Genomic DNA, 16369 nt, shown 5'->3' with positions numbered 1-16369 from the left:
ATCACTCCTCCAGCTCGATGTCCCAATAGAGCCAGTCGCGCCATGTCTCGTGGAGGTAGTTCGGTGGGAACATCTTGCCGTGCTGTTGCAGTTGCCAGTGGGTCGGGCGGATGGGCTGGCTGTAGAGATGCATCCCCGCCTGCTTGGGCGTGCGCCCACCCTTCTTGAGGTTGCACGGTGCGCAGGCGGTGGCGATGTTCTCCCATGTCGTCTTCCCGCCCAGCCTGCGCGGCACGACGTGGTCGAAGGTGAGGTTCGCCATGTCGCCGCAGAACTGGCAGCTGAAACGATCGCGCAGGAACACGTTGAAGCGGGTGAAGGCCGGAAATTCGCTTGGGCGCACATATTGCTTCAGCGCGATCACGCTGGGGATCTTCATGTCGAGGGAGGGCGAGTGGACCTCGCGGTCGTAGGTGGCGATCACGTCCACCCGGTCGAGGAAGATCGCCTTGATCGCCGTCTGCCAAGGCCACAGGCTGAGCGGGTAATAGGATAGCGGGGTGTAGTCGGCATTCAGGACAAGGGACGGACACGACTGCAAATTGCGCGTCGGATCCTCGGCAGTACTTCGGAACCTTGCGGCCCGTTCCAGCAGTTCGGCCCTGAACACGATAGCGTTCCTCCCCGATAAGCTCGAAAATGCACTTGCAAACAAAAGGGTCAAGACTGTTACAGACAGGCTATCCACAAGCTTATCCCGCGAGACCCCGTTTGACCGTCACCCGCTTCGCGCCCAGTCCCAATGGTTCGCTGCATCTCGGCCACGCCTTCGCCGCGATCACCGCGCATGACATTGCGCGGAAGCGTGGAGGGCGGTTCCTGCTGCGGATCGAGGATATCGACGGTGCCCGCTCGCGGCCCGAACTCGCGGACGAGTTCCGCCGCGACCTCGAATGGTTGGGACTCGAATGGGAGGAGGTGCCTGCGCAGTCGACCCGGCTCGAAAGCTACGAGGAGGCGGCGCGCGAGCTGCTCCATGCCGAACTGCTCTATCCCTGCACCTGCACCCGCGCCGAGATCGAGGCGCTGGAGCCGCGAATGGGGCCCGAGGGGATGATCTACCCGGGTACCTGCCGCGGCATGCAGGTAGACCCGGAAAAGTCAGCGGCCCTCCGGCTCGACGTCGATCAGGCCATGGCCCGGGTCGGTAAACTGTTCTGGGAGGACGAGCTGGCCGGGCGATTGGTGGCAAATCTTCGCGAGGGCGGCGACGTGGTGATCGTGCGCAAGGACGCTCCGGCAAGCTATCACCTTGCCGCCACGCTCGACGATGCGGCCGACGGGGTCACGCTGGTGACGCGCGGGCAGGATCTTTTTCCCGCAACGCATGTCCATCGTGTGTTGCAGGCACTGCTCGGCCTGCCCGTGCCGACCTGGCATCACCACGGCCTGCTGTTCGACCCGACCGGGCAGAAGCTCGCGAAACGCCGCCATTCCGCCTCGCTCGCTCACCGGCGGCAAGCCGGTGAGGACGGCGTGTTGCTTGCGGAGCAACTCCGGTTGCACCGATTTCCGTCTGGTATTTCGCTGGTCAATGCCTAAGTCAGGGTCACCATGAACACATTCCTCTCAATCGTCCTCATCATCATCATGATCATGGTGGTGGTCAGCCTTGTGCGCGGCATCGTCGCCTTCCTGAAGAGCACCAAGATCGATCTCGAAAGTGGCGAACAGGTCGACGCGACCGAGATGCAGCTGGCGCAGAACCGGGCGATGTTCGCCCGCGTGAAGTACCAGGCGCTGGCGATCGTCGTGGTCGCGATCATCCTCGCAATCGCCAACTGACCGGCCAGCCGGGGGCATGGTCAAGCTCACCAAGATCTACACCCGCACGGGTGATGACGGCAGCACCGGCCTCGTCGACGGATCGCGCCTCGCCAAGCATGCCCCACGCATGGAAGCGATTGGCGCGGTGGACGAGGCGAACAGTGCGCTGGGGCTCGCCGCGGTGGCGCTCGAGGGCACGGTGCATGCCGAGGCGATTTTCCGCATCCAGAACGACCTTTTCGATCTCGGCGCCGATCTTGCAACGCCGGCGGGCGAGGGCGAGGACTTCGCGCCGTCCGAGATGGTCTTGCGCATCGTCGCTTCGCAAGTCGTGTGGCTCGAACAGGCGATCGATGCTGCGAACGAGACCCTTGCACCCCTCACCAGCTTCGTGCTGCCCGGCGGCAGCGAAGCCGCCGCTCGCCTGCATGTCGCCCGCGCCGCTACCCGCCGCGCTGAACGCGCAATGGTCGCGATGGCCACCGACACGCCGACCAACCCGCAGGCGCTGGCCTATATCAACCGCCTCTCGGACTATCTCTTCGTCCTCGCCCGCATCGCCAATGACGGCGGGGCAGGCGACGTGAAGTGGATTCCCGGCGCAAACCGCTAGCCAGCGGCCCGCCCGCTCGCTAGGCAGCGCGCTTTGCTGCACTTGCGAAGGGATCTTTCGATGAACAACACGGTCGCCATCATCGGCGCGGGCCAGATGGGTTCGGGCATTGCCCAGACCGTCGCCGCCAACGGCATGGACGTGATGCTGGCGGACGTGAACCTCGAAGTTGCGCAAAAGGCCCATGCCGGCATCGATAAGGCGCTCGGCAAGCTGGTCGGTAAGGGCAAGATCGAGATTGCCGATGCCGAAGCCACGCTGAAGCGCATCACCCCGGTGGCCGACTATTCGCCGATGAAGGACGCAGGGCTCATCATCGAGGCGGCGACCGAGAAGGAGGAGATCAAGAAGGCGATCTTCGGCAAGGCGGGCGAAGTGCTTGCCGCCGATGCGATCATGGCCTCGAACACCAGCTCGATCCCGATCACGCGCATGGCGAACTATTCGCCCGATCCGGCGCGCTTCATCGGCCTGCACTTCTTCAATCCGGTCCCGGTGATGGGCCTGATCGAGGTCATCCCCGGCCTCGCCACCGCGGAGACGACCACCGAACGGACCGTCGCCTTCGCGGAAGGGCTAGGCAAGGAAGTGGTGTTGTCGCAGGACGAGCCCGGCTTCGTCGTCAACCGCATCCTGCTGCCGATGATCAACGAGGCGATCTTCGTCCTCGGCCAGTCGACCGCGGGAATCGAGGATATCGACAAGGGCTGCCGCCTCGGCCTCAACCACCCGATGGGGCCGCTGCAGCTTGCCGACTTCGTCGGGCTCGACACCTGTCTCGACATCATCATGGTGCTCTACAAGACCACCCGTGACGCCAAGTATCGACCCGCACCGCTGCTGGTGAAATATGTCGAGGCCGGCTGGCTCGGCCGCAAGACCGGTCGCGGATTCTACGACTATTCGGGCGAGGCCCCTGTGCCTACCCGCTAGGAACGCGTTCGGCTTTCCGACCGTTGGTCAGGCAAAGGAGATTTTTGCATGACCGACAGCAAGGTTGAAAGCCAGGAACAGCGCCAGGCCGGACTCGCCCCCGAAACCCATAACGACGAGCAGGACGATCACCGCAGCCAGGCGCAGGAAGTCGCCGAGCAGGCGCAATCGCTGACTCGCGAAACCGGATCACCGACCGAAAGCGTCAAGAGCGACAACAGCTCCGGACTTATGGGCGATTCCACCCAGGACACCATCGACCACATGCGCGACATGGAGAGTTCGGGCCGGATCGACATGGACGCCTTTCGCGGTGAACCGAACCATGACGACAACGCCGGCAAATATGGCGAAGGCCATGACACTGAGTTCGACGGCGACGACAGCTAGCTTTCGGTCAGCACCCAGAGGCCTATGCTGAGGACGATCGCCCCGGTCGCCACGGCATAGGCCATAACTTTGAAGTTCGGCGTGGAAATGGCTTCGAACTTATGCGGGTCCAACCGCGCGAGCGTTGCGCAGGCGCGTCTCTGGGCGGTGACTGCCAGCCAACCGCCGCCGAGTATGAAGATGGTGGCGATCAGTTTCGGAAGCCAGGTTGGATCCCATTCCCCGAAGAGCGCCCTGAAGCCCAGACCGATGCCGATCGCCGCGAATGCGGTGCGCATCCAGCCTGCGAAGGTCCGCTCCATCGCCATGATGCTGCGATCCTCGGCAAGGTCCGTGCGGAGCTCGGCCCATTCTGTGCTCTTGTCGGGATTCGCCGGTGGATCGTCCTGTGCCATGCCCAGACAATGGGCCGGACCATCCGCTTGTTCCGTTAGCGGACCTCGGGTTCCGCGCTGACGAACGGCTGGGTGTCGTCGATCAGGTGGCTCTCGTCGACCGGCTGCGGGTCCAGCGGCTCGACCGGAGCGGCCGATGCGTACCACGCGTCGAGCGCGCTATCGTCCTGGCGTACCTGTGGGCGGGGGCTCGAAACGGGCGACTGGCTCACCGCCATCTGGCCCGCGGGCGGCACCTGATAGGCGGGCGGCGGCTGATCGAGACCCGCCTCTTGCTCGCTCACCTCGGCCAGCAGGCCCGGATTATCCTCGCCACCGACAAGTGATGCCACGACGACGAGGAAAATCCCGACCATCAGCAGCTTCTTGCCCTGCTTCGTGAACAGACCGTCTTCCATGCCGGCAATTCTACCGGCCCGCGGGTTAATGCTTCGTTGAAGTCGCGTCGGCCTTCAATTCATACAATTTTTCAAGCGCTTCGCGGGGAGAAAGGGTGTCGATATCGAGATTTTCGAGCGCGGCCCGTAAACCATCCGGCTTTACGTCTTCGTGCTGGATGCTGGCGGCGAAGAGCGGCAGTTCGCCGAGTCCCGCGGCCAGACCGCCCGTTTCCGCCCGGCCCTTTTCGAGCTTGTCGAGCACCGCTTTCGCGCGCTTGAGCACCGGCTTGGGTACGCCCGCCAACCGCGCCACGTCGAGACCGTAGCTGCGGTCCGCTGCACCGCTGGCCAGTTCGTGAAGCAGGACAAGGTCGCCCTTCCATTCGCGGGCGCGCACGTGATGCAGGCTCAGCGCGTCGCAGGTATCGGCGAGCCGGCTGAGCTCGTGATAATGCGTCGCGAAGAGGCAGCGACAGCCAAGCTGTTCGTGAACCGCCTCGACCACGGCCCAGGCGAGCGCCATACCGTCGTAGGTCGAGGTGCCGCGCCCGACTTCGTCGAGGATGACGAAGCTGCGGTCCGTCGCTTGGCTGAGGATCGCGGCGGTCTCGACCATTTCGACCATGAAGGTGGAGCGGCCGCGCGCGAGGTTGTCCGATGCGCCCACGCGGCTGAACAGGCGATCCGCCAGGCCGATCCGCGCGCTGCTCGCCGGGACATAGCTGCCCGCCTGTGCCAGCAGCAGGATCAGCGCATTCTGGCGCAGGAAGGTCGACTTGCCGCCCATGTTAGGGCCGCCGATCAGCCACAGCCGGTCGTCGGGGCCGAGCGAGCAGTCGTTGGCCACGAACCGCTCGCCCGCCTTGGCGAGCGCCTGTTCGACCACCGGATGCCGCCCGCCGCTCACCTCGAGGCAGGGCTCGTCGAGGACCTCCGGCCGCGCCCAGTCGCCCTCGACCGCACGCTCTGCCAGCGCAGCCGAAACGTCGATCCGGGCGAGCGCGGCAGCGGTGGCGGCAATCGCCTCGCGCGCGGCGAAGACCTCGCCCACCAGCTCCTCGAAATGCGCCTCTTCGGCGGCGAGCGCATGCGCCCCGGCTTCGGCGATCCGCGTCGCCTCCTCGTGCAGACCCAGCGAATTGAAGCGCACCGCGCCCGCCATCGTCTGGCGATGGGTGAAGCCGCTGTCTGCCGCCATCAGCTTGTCGCCGTGCTTTGCGGGCACCTCGATGAAATAGCCGAGCACCTTGTTGTGCTTGATCTTGAGCGAGGGGGTTTCGGTCTCGGCGCGATACTTCGCTTCGAGCGCAGCAATCGCCTTGCGCGCATTCCCGCTGGTCTCGCGCAGCGCGTCGAGCGCGTGGTCGTACCCGCTGGCGATGAAGCCGCCCTGCTGGCGCTCGGTCGGCGGTGATGGGACTAGCGCGCGGGCGAGGTGGTCGACCAGCGCCGCATGGCCGCCGAGCGCGCCAGCCATCCGGTCGAGCAATTCGGGCAGGTCGGCGCTGGCGGCGAGCATGTCGCGCACGCGTCGCGCTTCCGACAGGCCGTCGCGGATCTGGCCAAGATCGCGAGGGGACCCGCGTCCGGCGACGAGCCGGCCGAGCGCGCGTCCGATGTCGGGTGCTTGCCGCAGCACGCTGCGCAAATCGGCGCGCAGTAGCGGGTCGCGATGGAAGTGATGCACCGCGGCCAGCCGCGCCTCGATCGCGCCATGATCGGCGAGGGGCGCCGAGAGATCTTCCGCCAGCTGCCGCGCACCCGCCCCGGTCACGCAGCGGTCGATGCAGGCGATCAGGCTGCCCGCGCGCCCGCCGCCCTGCGCTTCGATGATTTCGAGGCTCGCCCGCGTCGCCGCATCCATTGCGAGATGCGCGCCCGACCCGCGCGCCACCGGCGGCAGGAGGAAGGGCAACTTGCCACGTCCGGCGTGGTCGAGATAGGCGATCAGCCCTCCCGCTGCGGCGAGCATCGGACGCGAAAAATCGCCCAGTCCGTCGAGCGTCGCCACGCCGTGGATCGCCTTGAGCCGCGCTTCGCCCTCTTCGCTGCGGAAGTCGGGGCGCGGGCGGAGGATCATCTCGTCGCCTGCGCCGTCCCAATCCTCAGGCGCCACCACCTCGCTTGCGCCAAGTCTGGCCAATGCAGCATCGAGCGCAGCGGGATCGCATTCCTCCAGCTCCATCCGTCCGGTGGAAATGTCGCAGGCCGCCAGCCCCACGCCGTCGCGCACCGGCGCGACCGCCACCAGCAGGTTTGCGCGGCGCGGCTCGAGCAGTGCCTCTTCGGTCAGCGTGCCCGCGGTCACGAAACGCACGATATCGCGCGCAACCAGCGCCTTGGACGAAGGGGTACCTTCACGTTTCGCCCGCGCCTTGGCTTCGTCGGGCGTTTCAGTCTGCTCGGCTATCGCGACCCGGCAACCCGCCTTGATCAGCCGCGCGAGATAGCCTTCTGCCGCATGCACCGGCACACCGCACATCGGCACGGGCTCGCCGCCATGCTCGCCCCGGCTGGTGAGCGCGATGTCGAGCACGCCTGCCGCGATCTTCGCATCGTCGAAGAACAGCTCGAAGAAATCGCCCATGCGATAGAACAGCAAGGCATCACCCGCCTCGCGCTTGAGCGCGAGATACTGCTGCATCATCGGGGTAGGCTTGCCGGACATCGCCACTGCCGTAGCGGTGCGGGTTCCGATTCGGGAAGCGGCTGGCCGCAGGTTTCCCCTACCGCTCCGCCGACAAGCGCGTTAGGGCGGGCGCAATCTGCAACGAGGTCTGCATGTCAGAAGACGAAACCAACGCATTCAAGCGGCGCGAGGCGCTGTTCTACCACGAGACGATCCGTCCCGGTAAGATCGAGATCATCGCGTCGAAGCCCATGGCGACCCAGCGCGATCTCAGCCTCGCTTACTCGCCCGGCGTTGCGGCCCCGGTCGAAGCGATTGCGGAAAACCCCAAGGATGCGGCGCGCTATACCGCCCGGTCCAACCTCGTTGCGGTGATTTCGAACGGGACGGCCATCCTTGGCCTCGGCAACCTCGGTGCGCTCGCTTCGAAGCCGGTGATGGAAGGCAAGGCGGTGCTGTTCAAGCGCTTCGCCGACGTGGATTCCATCGACCTCGAGCTCGACACCGAAGACCCGGACAAGTTCATCGAAGCGGTCGCGCTGATGGAGCCGAGCTTCGGCGGTATCAATCTCGAGGACATTGCCGCGCCCGAGTGCTTCATCATCGAGCAGGCCCTGCGCGAACGCATGAACATCCCGGTCATGCATGACGACCAGCACGGCACAGCGATCATCTCTGCCGCCGGCCTGATCAACGCCTGCCACCTGACCGGGCGCAACCTCAAGGACGTCAAGATGGTGGTCAACGGCGCCGGCGCTTCGGCGCTGGCCTGCACCGCGCTGATCAAGTCGGTCGGCGTGCGACACGAGAACGTGATCGTCTGCGACCGTTCCGGCCCGATCTATCCCGGCCGCGAGGGCGTCGACCAGTGGAAGAGCGCGCACGCCGTGGAGACGAAGGCGCGCAGCCTCGAAGAGGCGCTCGAAGGCGCGGACGTCTTTCTCGGCCTGTCGGCGGCCGGCGCGCTCAAGCCCGAATGGGTCGCGAAGATGGCGGACAAGCCGATCATTTTCGCCATGGCCAACCCCGTGCCCGAGATCATGCCCGAAGACGCCAAGGCGGTGCGCCCGGATGCGATCATCGCCACCGGCCGCTCGGATTATCCGAACCAAGTCAACAACGTCCTCGGCTTCCCCTTTATCTTCCGCGGGGCGCTGGACGTGCAGGCAACCGCGATCAACGAGGAAATGAAGGTCGCCGCCGCCCGCGCCATTGCCGAGCTCGCCCGCGAACGCGTGCCCGAGGAAGTGGCGGCGGCCTACGGCGTGACCCACCAGTTCGGTGAGGAATACATCATTCCCGCACCGTTCGACCCGCGCCTGATGGAAGTCGTGTCGAGTGCGGTCGCCAAGGCGGCGATGGACAGTGGTGTCGCGCAGGCGCCGATCGAGGATTTCGAGGCCTATCGCCATCAGCTGAAAGCGCGGCTGAACCCGACGACCGGCGCGCTCACCAATATCTACGAGCAGGCCAAGGCCAATCCCAAGCGCATGGTCTTCGCCGAAGCCGAGGAGGACGTCGCCCTGCGCGCGGCGATCCAGTACCGCGAATTCGGCTATGGCGAGCCGATCCTCGTCGGCCGGACCGAAAAGGTGCGCGAGAAGCTGGTCGAACTGGCGGTGGACGACCCCGACGACTGGATCATCGAGAACTCTGCCGTGTCGGACAAGGTGCCGGGCATGGTCGACTATCTCTACAAGCGCCTGCAGCGGCGCGGCTATACCGAGCGTGACGTGGGCCGCATGGTCAACCAGGAGCGCAACGTCTTTGCCGCCCTGCTGGTGGCGCTGGGCCATGGCGATGCGATGATTTCCGGGTTGACGCGGACTTTCGCTCAGACTGCACGCGAGGTCGGCCGTGTGCTCGATCCGAAGCCCGGCGCGGTGCCCTTCGGCATGCACATGATGATCGGCAAGAACAGCACGGTCTTCCTCGCCGACACGACGATCAACGAGCGCCCGACATCCGAGCAGCTGGCACATATCGCCAAGGAGAGCGCCGCCGTCGCTCGGCGCATGGGGCACGAGCCGCGGGTCGCGTTCCTGTCCTATTCGACGTTCGGCAACCCGTCGGGCCAGTGGCTCGACAATATTCGCGATGCGGTGGCGATCCTCGATGCAGAGGAGCCGGGCTTCGAATACGAAGGTGAAATGGCGCCCGATGCCGCCCTCAACCCGACCGTGATGAAGCTCTATCCCTTCAGCCGCCTCTCCGGCCCGGCGAATGTGCTGATCATGCCCGGCCTGCAATCGGCCAACCTGTCGGCCAAGCTTCTCCGCGAGCTGGCGGGCGAAACCATGGTCGGGCCGATGATGATCGGGATGGAAAAGCCGGTGCAGATTGCCCCGATGACCTCGATCGCGCCGGATATCCTGACGCTGGCAGTGCTGGCGAGTGCCGGGGTGGTGGGCTGACGCGGTGATCTTGTCGCAACGCCATCGCTTCACGATCCCGGAGGAGGTGCATTACCTCAACTGCGCCTACATGGCGCCGCTGGCGGATAGCGTGAGCGCGGCGATGGTGGGGGGTGCTCGGCTGAAAGAGCGGCCGTGGGCCTATCGCCCGGCGGACTTCTTCACGTCGGTCGAGGCGTTCCGCAGCCGCGCGGCGCAACTCGCCGGTGTCGCGGCCGATAGCCTCGCGGTGGTCCCCTCGGTGAGCTACGCTCTGGCAATCGCGGCTGCGAACCTGCCGCTCGGCAAGGGGCAGCGGATCGTGACGCTGGCGGATCAGTTCCCGTCCAACGTCTATGCCTGGCAGGAGCTGGCAGCCCGCAACGGCGGCGAGGTCATCGCCGTGCGGCGCCCTTCGCAAAGCTGCTGGAGCGAGGCGGTACTCGACGCGATCGGCCCCGATACCGCCATCGTCGCTGTGCCCAATTGCCATTGGGCCGACGGACGCGTGGTGGATCTGGTCGCGGTCGGCGAGAAATGCCGCCAGGTGGGCGCGGCGCTGGTGCTCGACTTGACGCAATCGCTCGGCGCGATGCCGGTCGATTTCGCCGCCGTGCGCCCCGACTTCGCGGTCGCCGCCTGCTACAAATGGCTGATGGGGCCGTACGGGATCGGCATGCTCTATGTCGATCCGAAGCATCACCATGGCCAGCCGCTCGAACACAATTGGATCAACCGCGCAGGCTCGGAAGATTTTTCGCGGCTGGTCGATTACCGCAGCGATTTCCAGCCCGGCGCGCGGCGCTTCGACATGGGCGAAAAGTCCAACGCGCCCTTGCTCAACGGGGCGGTCGCGGCATTCGATTTCCTGCTCGAATTCGGCATGGAGGCGATCGCCGAAACGCTCGCCGGAAAAACGCAGGCGATTGCGGACGGGGCGGCGGCTTTCGGGCTCAGCTCGGCACCCATCGGCACGCGGGCGGCGCATTTCCTTTCGCTCGACCTGCCCGACGATCGGCCTGCCGACCTGACCGATCGGCTCGCCGCGCGCCAGGTGCATGTCTCGCTGCGCGGCGCGTCGCTCAGGGTGACGCCGCACCTCTACAATACGCCGGAAGACAGCGACGCGCTTCTCGCCACACTGTCGGAGTGCTTGGGTTAGACGCAGTCTTCCGCAGGAATGAGCTGCGACAGGTCGACCTGATAGAGGCGCGAGTTTGCAGGATCCAGCAGCACGCGGAACCGTGCCTGTTCGAGCGTCGAGGGATGCGTCCAGACCGGCTCGCTCTTGAAGTTTCGCTTTCCGCCCGTGGCTGGATCAGGGGCGGTGCAGACGATCCGCCAAGGGTGCTCGCCGCCGCTGCGGATCGAGCGGTCGGTCAGGGCGTAGAGAAACCGGGCCTCGATCGGTACCCCGTTCTGCAAGAAATGGGCGATGCGGCGCCTGTGTGATCGATAAATCCACATCAGCATGCATCCGGTTGCCAGGAAGGTGAGACCCAGCGTCATCGTAATGAAGCTGCCAGACCAGCGTGGCCAGAAGGACGTCAGCCGTGCCTTGCCCGGTTCGGCCGTCCGGTAGGCGATTTCCACCGGTTGCCCGACGGCGTAGATCGGCGTGCGGCTGGCGATCTGCGCGGTAAATCGATGGGTGACGCCGTTTGCATCCTTCCATGCGATCTGCGGGGTGAGCACCGGTCCCTTGTCCCCTTCGCGCTCCACATAGCCGACCACCTTGCCGTATGTATGGATCGCCTCTCGGCCGAACAGCAGCTGATCGCGGAGGATGAAAAGGCCCAGGGCGAGTGCCAACGCCCCCGCCACCGCGAAGAACAGTCCTGCCCGGAACACGAACTTGGACATGGAATCCCTTCCGGCTCAGAGGCTTAGGTGCCACAAGATCGCTTCACAATTGACTAACGTGCCGGTCTCGGGTGGCAATCGCCAAAGCGAGCGTCCGGGCGCCCGTGAAGGAATCTGCGACAGGACCCAAGATCGCGGCTGGCTGAAGGAACCGGTCATCCTGCGTGCAGGTTGTGAGCCATAGGAGTACCGCATGGCCCAGCTTGAATATTCCCGCCCGGCAATCGCGCTCAACCGCTTCGGCCTCGGCGCGCGCCCGGGCGATCAGGCGCCCGATCGCCCGATGGCCTGGGTGCTCGACCAGCTCGAACGCTACGAAACGCTTCCCGCTGAGGCCAATGTGCATGCCGAAGGCAATCGGCTGGTCGCGGAATCCCGCGTGCGGCTGGCGGAAGTGGGCGCCGAGATGCCCGATGCCAAACGCAGCGCCATCGTCGAAGCCAAGCGCGCCGTGCGCCGCGACTTCGGGGAAGAGGCCTACGCCGCCTATCGCGACGCGGTCGACGCGCGCGTGCGCACTGCGCTTGTCACTGAAACGCCCTTTCTCGAGCGGATCGTCCATTTCTGGTCCAACCATTTTTGCATTTCGGCCGACGACGGCGTGCTGTCCGCGCTGGCGCTGCCTTACGAGAACGAGGCGATCCGCCCGCATGTGATGGGCCGGTTCGAAGACATGCTGTTCGCGGTGGCGCGCCACCCGGCGATGCTGATCTATCTCAACCAGGACCGCTCGATCGGGCCGAATAGCCTTGCGGCAAAGCGCGCGCGGAACCGCGACGAGGACCGCGATCGCGGCCTCAACGAAAACCTCGCACGCGAGATCATGGAACTGCACACGCTCGGCGTGCGCTCGGGCTATTCGCAGGCCGACGTCACCGAGTTCGCCAAGGCGCTGACCGGCTGGACCGCCGGCGGCCTCGATGCGCGGGGCAAGGGCGGCGCCCGCCTCGCCTTTGCGTTTCGTGACGGCCAGCACGAGCCGGGCGACCGCCGGATCATGGGCAAGACCTATCGCGCCGCAGGCGAGGAGCAGGCCGCTGCGATCCTTTCCGATTTTGCCGCGCACCCCGCTACTGCGCGTTTCGTCGCGACCAAGCTCGCGCGCCACTTCGCCGGGGACGAGCCGCCGCCGGCGCTGGTCGAGCGGCTGGAAGCGAAGTTCCTCGAGTCCGGTGGCCGCCTGCCCGCGCTCTATCGCGTGCTCGCGGAAAGCGAAGAGTGCTGGGCGCCGCAGCCGCTGAAATTCAAGCCCCCTTGGGAATGGACCCTGTCCGCGATGCGCGCGCTCGACCGCGAAAAGATCGAAGGTATCGCCTTCGCGCAGGTATTCGACGAGCTGGGGCAGGCCGTCTGGCGGCCCAAGTCGCCTGCCGGCTGGAGCGACCAGGCTGCGCAATGGATCGGCGCCGACGCGCTGATGCGGCGGATCGGTGTAGCGCAGAGGCTCGCCGACAGCCAGCCCGACAAGGGCGATACGGTCGCGCTGGCGGGACAGCTCCTCCCGGCATCGCTCAAACCCGAAACGACGCTGCAGCTCGAACGCGCGGAGAGCCTCGCCTCCTCGCTGGCGCTCCTGCTCGTGTCGCCCGAATTCATGCGGAGGTAGTAGCCATGCCCGCTTCGATACCCATCCGGCGCAGGAGCGTCCTGGCCATCGGCGGCGGTCTCGCCGCTACTCTCGCCTTCCCGGCGGGGCAGCTGTTCGCGGAAACCGATATGCAACGTCGCTTCGTCTTCATCATCCAGCGCGGCGCCGCGGACGGGTTGAATACGCTGATCCCCTTCGGTGATCCCGCGCTCGTCCAGTTGCGCGGACGCGATGCGGCGATGCCCGATGGCTTGGTGAAGCTCGATGGCACCTTCGCGCTCCATCCCTCGCTGGCAAATGTCGCTGCGCTTTACCGGAAGGGTGAGGCAAGTTTCGTCCACGCGGTCGCTTCGCGCTATCGCGAACGGTCGCATTTCGATGCGCAGAACCTGCTCGAGAACGGGGCGAGCGAACCTTACGCTCGCGACGACGGCTGGCTCAACCGGCTGGTCGGTATGATCCCCGCAACCGGTCCGGGCGGCGTCGCGATCGCGCCGGTGATGCCGCTGGCCCTGCGCGGTCCGGCGAGCGCGACTAGCTTTGCGCCATCCTATCTTCATATCGGCAGCTCAGACGTGATTGCGCGGGCCGGCGAGCTTTACGCCTCCGATCCCGCGCTGGCAGCGGCATGGCAGGCGGCGATGGCGACGCAGGATCTCGTGCCCGACGGCAACGAAAAGGACGGCCCCGCCGCGCTCGGCAAGATTGCCGCCGGGTTCCTCGCCAAGGCCGACGGGCCGCGCATCGCCATGCTGGAGATCGACGGCTGGGACACGCACCTTGCACAGGCACCGCGCCTTGGTGGCAAGCTGACCCAGCTCGACCGGATGATCGCGGGCCTGCAGGAAGGGCTGGGCACGGTGTGGAACGACACCGTGGTCGTCGTGGCGACGGAATTCGGCCGAACCGCCGCGTTCAACGGCACAGCGGGGACCGATCACGGCACCGGCTCGGTGGCGCTGCTGCTCGGCGGCGCGGTCCGCGGCGGCAGGATCGTGTCCGACTGGCCGGGCCTTCGCCAGCAGGACCTGCTGGAGGCGCGCGACCTGCGCCCGACCATGTCGCTCGAAAACCTGATCGCCAGTGCAGCGGCGCAGACATTCGGGCTGGATCCCGAAAGGACCGGGAAGACGCTGTTCGGCACGCCCGCCACGGTGGATGGGCTGGTCGCCTGATCAGAAGGCCTGATCAGAAGGGAAGCGTCTTCCCGCTGTAATCGACATAGCGGAAGCCGCCGCCGCCGCCCGCGCCCTCGACCACGTCGGCGAGGCCCTTGACGCTCTCCTCCACGGTCAGCGTCGCATTCGGCCCGCCCATGTCGGTCTGCACCCAGCCCGGGTGGAGCGAGAGCACCTCGATGTCGCGCGCCGCGGCGTCCTGTTCGGCCACGCCCTTGGCCAGCATGTTGAGCGCGGTCTTGCTCGTGCGGTAAAGCTCGTAGCCGCCCGAGCTGTCGGCGATCGAGCCCATTAGCGATGACATGACGGCCAGCGTGCCGCCGTCCTTCAGCTTGGGCAGCAGCGCCTTGGCCGCGCGGGTCGGGCCGAACGCGTTGGTCATCATGACCTCGGCCACCTCGTCTGACGTCGCCTGCTGCGCCGACTGGTGGCTGGCACCGGTGATCCCGGCGTTGAGAATGATCGCGTCGAGCCCGCCATCGGCAAGGCCGAGGTCGGCATAACTGCCGGGCTCGGTCACGTCGGCGGTGACTATGCGCAGACTGTCGCCCTCAAGCGCGTGGAGATCGTCGCTCCGGCTGCGCTCGCTCGCCACCACGTGCCAGCCGCGGCTCGCGAATTCCTTGACCAGGCCCAGCCCGATGCCGCGCGATGCGCCGAATATGAAAACCGTCTTGTTTGCCATGTGTCGCTCCCTTGCCTGACCTTGCCAAAGCGTTCGAGCCGCGTCGGCGTTCCGTGTGCGTCTGGCAACGGTTGGTCGAATTGCCGCGCCCCTCGTCGCATTCTCCCGTCGGACTGTCGAGCGGTTCATCCAGCCGCAAGCGCGCCGGGCGGAATCGCCTGCCGGTGCCACGAACAGCATCTGAAAGGATTACCAATGAAAAAGACAGTCGCACTCGCCATCATCGCTGGTGGGATGGTCGCAGCCCCGGCGATGGCCCAGGACCAGAACACGGCGCCCGGCGGGCTCTATGTCGGCGTATTGGCCGGCTACGAGGGGCTGAACGTCGAATCGAGCGATGACAGCATCAGCGCCGACGCCGATTCCGCCGTCTACGGCATCACCGCCGGATACGACCTGTCGCTCGGCAGTGCCTTCGTCGGCGTCGAGGGCGAGCTCTCCAAGAGCGGTGGATCGACCGAGTTTCCCGACAGCTTCGCCGGGGCGCGCGACGGCCTCGACGCCGATGGCCAGTATTACATCGGTGCTCGTGCCGGTGTCGCCCTGACGCCCGGCATCGCGGCCTATGGCAAGGTCGGCTATACCGCACTCGACACCCGCGCCTTCACCTCGGCCGGGTCGCTCTCGGACCTCGAGGAAAATGCCGACGGCCTGCGCTTCGGCGGCGGCCTGCAGGTGCAGCTGCCGGGACCGCTCGAAGGGCGGATCGAATACCGGCGCTCGCAATACAATAACATCGCGGATGCCGATTTCGGCGATGCGAAAACCGACCAGATCGTGGCAGGCGTCGGCCTGCGCTTCTGATCCTCTTGCGATGTCTGGAGCAGGGCCGTCCCGCCGGGGCGGCCCTCGCTATTTGCGCCGGAAGCGGAAGTACCAGACCTCGTGGCCGTAGACCGTGCGCGCCTTGTGCTCGTAGCGCGTCTCGGGCCAGCCGGAGGGACGGTTCCGCCAGCTGGCGGGGCCTTCGACCACCCATTCGAATTCGTCGGTGAAGCGGCGCATCACCATCAACGCGTGGCGCAGGTAGATTGCGTGGTCGGTGCCGAAGCGGAACTCGCCGCCGGGCTTGAGCTTGTCCGCGATCATCCGCACCGGCCCGTCGTTCATCATCCGCCGCTTGGCATGCTTGGCCTTGGGCCAGGGGTCGGGATGCAGCAGGTAGAGCATGGTCAGCGCGCCATCGGGCACGCGCCGCAGCACCTCCAGCGCATCGCCGTGATGGATGCGGACATTCGCGAGCGTGCGGTCGCGCACATGGGTCAGCGCCTGCGCCACGCCGTTGACGAAGGGCTCGGCCCCGATGAAGCCGTGATCGGGCAGCATGTCGGCGCGTTCCGCCATGTGCTCGCCGCCGCCGAAGCCGATCTCGAAATGCAGCGGCCGGTCGAAGCCGAACAGGGTTTCGGCCGTTACCGGGCCTTCGGCGGGCGCCGCGATCTGCGGCAGCAGCCGGTCGACCAGCTCCTGCTGCGAAGCACGCAGCGGCTTGCCCTGGCTGCGGCCGTAAAGCCGGTTGAGGGTGGTCGGGTCGCCTTCCTTGTATGCACTCATG

General features: G+C 66.2%; 17 protein-coding genes. 10 read left to right on the top strand and 7 right to left on the bottom strand.

The genetic code is table 11. The features are described from left to right. Position 1 precedes the first annotated feature (1 nt). Positions 2-610 (bottom strand): HNH endonuclease, encoded by a 609-nt coding sequence (locus tag K3172_RS00950; protein WP_221586614.1) that lies wholly within the window; start codon positions 608-610, stop codon positions 2-4. Positions 611-711: 101 nt separating this feature from the next. On the opposite strand from K3172_RS00950, the gene gluQRS reads away from it, so the two are divergent. Genes gluQRS through K3172_RS00925 form a run of 5 tightly spaced genes read left to right on the top strand, consistent with a single transcriptional unit; the run spans position 712 to position 3703 of the window. Next, entirely contained in the window at positions 712-1542 is an 831-nt protein-coding gene (gene gluQRS / locus K3172_RS00945; RefSeq protein ID WP_221586613.1) for a tRNA glutamyl-Q(34) synthetase GluQRS, read from the top strand. A 12-nt stretch (positions 1543-1554) separates the two neighbouring features. Further along, positions 1555-1785, top strand: coding sequence for a hypothetical protein (locus K3172_RS00940; RefSeq protein WP_221586612.1), 231 nt, complete (start codon positions 1555-1557; stop codon positions 1783-1785). A gap of 16 nt (positions 1786-1801) precedes the next feature. After that, on the top strand, positions 1802-2380 hold the full coding sequence (locus K3172_RS00935) for a cob(I)yrinic acid a,c-diamide adenosyltransferase (protein ID WP_221586611.1): 579 nt from the start codon (positions 1802-1804) through the stop codon (positions 2378-2380). 60 nt (positions 2381-2440) lie between these two features. Next, positions 2441-3313, top strand: coding sequence for a 3-hydroxyacyl-CoA dehydrogenase NAD-binding domain-containing protein (locus tag K3172_RS00930; protein WP_221586610.1), 873 nt, complete (start codon positions 2441-2443; stop codon positions 3311-3313). A gap of 48 nt (positions 3314-3361) precedes the next feature. Next, complete coding sequence (locus K3172_RS00925) at positions 3362-3703, top strand: hypothetical protein (RefSeq protein WP_221586609.1); 342 nt, start codon at positions 3362-3364, stop codon at positions 3701-3703. Here K3172_RS00925 and K3172_RS00920 read toward each other — a convergent pair. From K3172_RS00920 to mutS, 3 genes are read right to left on the bottom strand one after another with little or no spacing between them, the layout of a single operon-like run. After that, complete coding sequence (locus K3172_RS00920; RefSeq protein ID WP_221586608.1) at positions 3700-4098, bottom strand: YidH family protein; 399 nt, start codon at positions 4096-4098, stop codon at positions 3700-3702. The genes K3172_RS00925 and K3172_RS00920 overlap by 4 nt on opposite strands. A 35-nt stretch (positions 4099-4133) precedes the next feature. Then, positions 4134-4496 carry a hypothetical protein gene (locus K3172_RS00915; RefSeq protein WP_221586607.1) on the bottom strand — a complete coding sequence of 121 codons (363 nt, stop codon included), beginning with the start codon at positions 4494-4496 and terminating at the stop codon, positions 4134-4136. Between the two features lie 25 nt (positions 4497-4521). After that, positions 4522-7146: a DNA mismatch repair protein MutS gene (mutS, locus tag K3172_RS00910; RefSeq protein ID WP_221586606.1), complete on the bottom strand. Its 2625-nt coding sequence runs from the start codon at positions 7144-7146 to the stop codon at positions 4522-4524. A 113-nt stretch (positions 7147-7259) separates the two neighbouring features. On the opposite strand from mutS, the gene K3172_RS00905 reads away from it, so the two are divergent. Together K3172_RS00905 and K3172_RS00900 are read left to right on the top strand one after the other, a co-directional pair. Next, positions 7260-9521 carry an NADP-dependent malic enzyme gene (locus K3172_RS00905; protein ID WP_221586605.1) on the top strand — a complete coding sequence of 754 codons (2262 nt, stop codon included), beginning with the start codon at positions 7260-7262 and terminating at the stop codon, positions 9519-9521. A gap of 4 nt (positions 9522-9525) precedes the next feature. Continuing rightward, the gene (locus tag K3172_RS00900; RefSeq protein WP_345725563.1) at positions 9526-10662 is read left to right on the top strand and encodes an aminotransferase class V-fold PLP-dependent enzyme; all 1137 of its coding nucleotides are present in this window, start codon (positions 9526-9528) and stop codon (positions 10660-10662) included. On the opposite strand, the gene K3172_RS00895 is transcribed toward K3172_RS00900, so the two are convergent. Continuing rightward, positions 10659-11363, bottom strand: a complete 705-nt coding sequence (locus K3172_RS00895) for a DUF3592 domain-containing protein (RefSeq protein WP_221586604.1) — start codon at positions 11361-11363, stop codon at positions 10659-10661. The genes K3172_RS00900 and K3172_RS00895 overlap by 4 nt on opposite strands. 193 nt (positions 11364-11556) lie before the next feature. Between K3172_RS00895 and K3172_RS00890 the strand changes: the two genes are divergently transcribed. Both K3172_RS00890 and K3172_RS00885 read left to right on the top strand, forming a co-directional pair. Next, positions 11557-12969, top strand: a complete 1413-nt coding sequence (locus K3172_RS00890) for a DUF1800 domain-containing protein (RefSeq protein ID WP_221586603.1) — start codon at positions 11557-11559, stop codon at positions 12967-12969. Between the two features lie 5 nt (positions 12970-12974). After that, positions 12975-14126, top strand: a complete 1152-nt coding sequence (locus K3172_RS00885) for a DUF1501 domain-containing protein (protein WP_221586602.1) — start codon at positions 12975-12977, stop codon at positions 14124-14126. Positions 14127-14139: 13 nt separating this feature from the next. On the opposite strand, the gene K3172_RS00880 is transcribed toward K3172_RS00885, so the two are convergent. Continuing rightward, on the bottom strand, positions 14140-14814 hold the full coding sequence (locus K3172_RS00880) for an SDR family NAD(P)-dependent oxidoreductase (protein ID WP_221586601.1): 675 nt from the start codon (positions 14812-14814) through the stop codon (positions 14140-14142). A 195-nt stretch (positions 14815-15009) separates the two neighbouring features. Between K3172_RS00880 and K3172_RS00875 the strand changes: the two genes are divergently transcribed. Further along, a complete protein-coding gene (locus K3172_RS00875) occupies positions 15010-15618 on the top strand; it encodes an outer membrane protein (protein WP_221586600.1) in 609 nt (202 codons plus the stop codon). Positions 15619-15666: 48 nt separating this feature from the next. On the opposite strand, the gene trmB is transcribed toward K3172_RS00875, so the two are convergent. Then, positions 15667-16368 carry a tRNA (guanine(46)-N(7))-methyltransferase TrmB gene (gene trmB / locus K3172_RS00870; RefSeq protein ID WP_221586599.1) on the bottom strand — a complete coding sequence of 234 codons (702 nt, stop codon included), beginning with the start codon at positions 16366-16368 and terminating at the stop codon, positions 15667-15669. Between the last annotated feature and the right edge of the window lies 1 nt (position 16369).

Origin of the sequence: Qipengyuania proteolytica, from assembly GCF_019711565.1 — a bacterium.
GTDB classification, from domain to species: Bacteria; Pseudomonadota; Alphaproteobacteria; order Sphingomonadales; family Sphingomonadaceae; genus Qipengyuania; species Qipengyuania proteolytica.
This window is presented reverse-complemented; position numbering and strand designations above follow the sequence as displayed.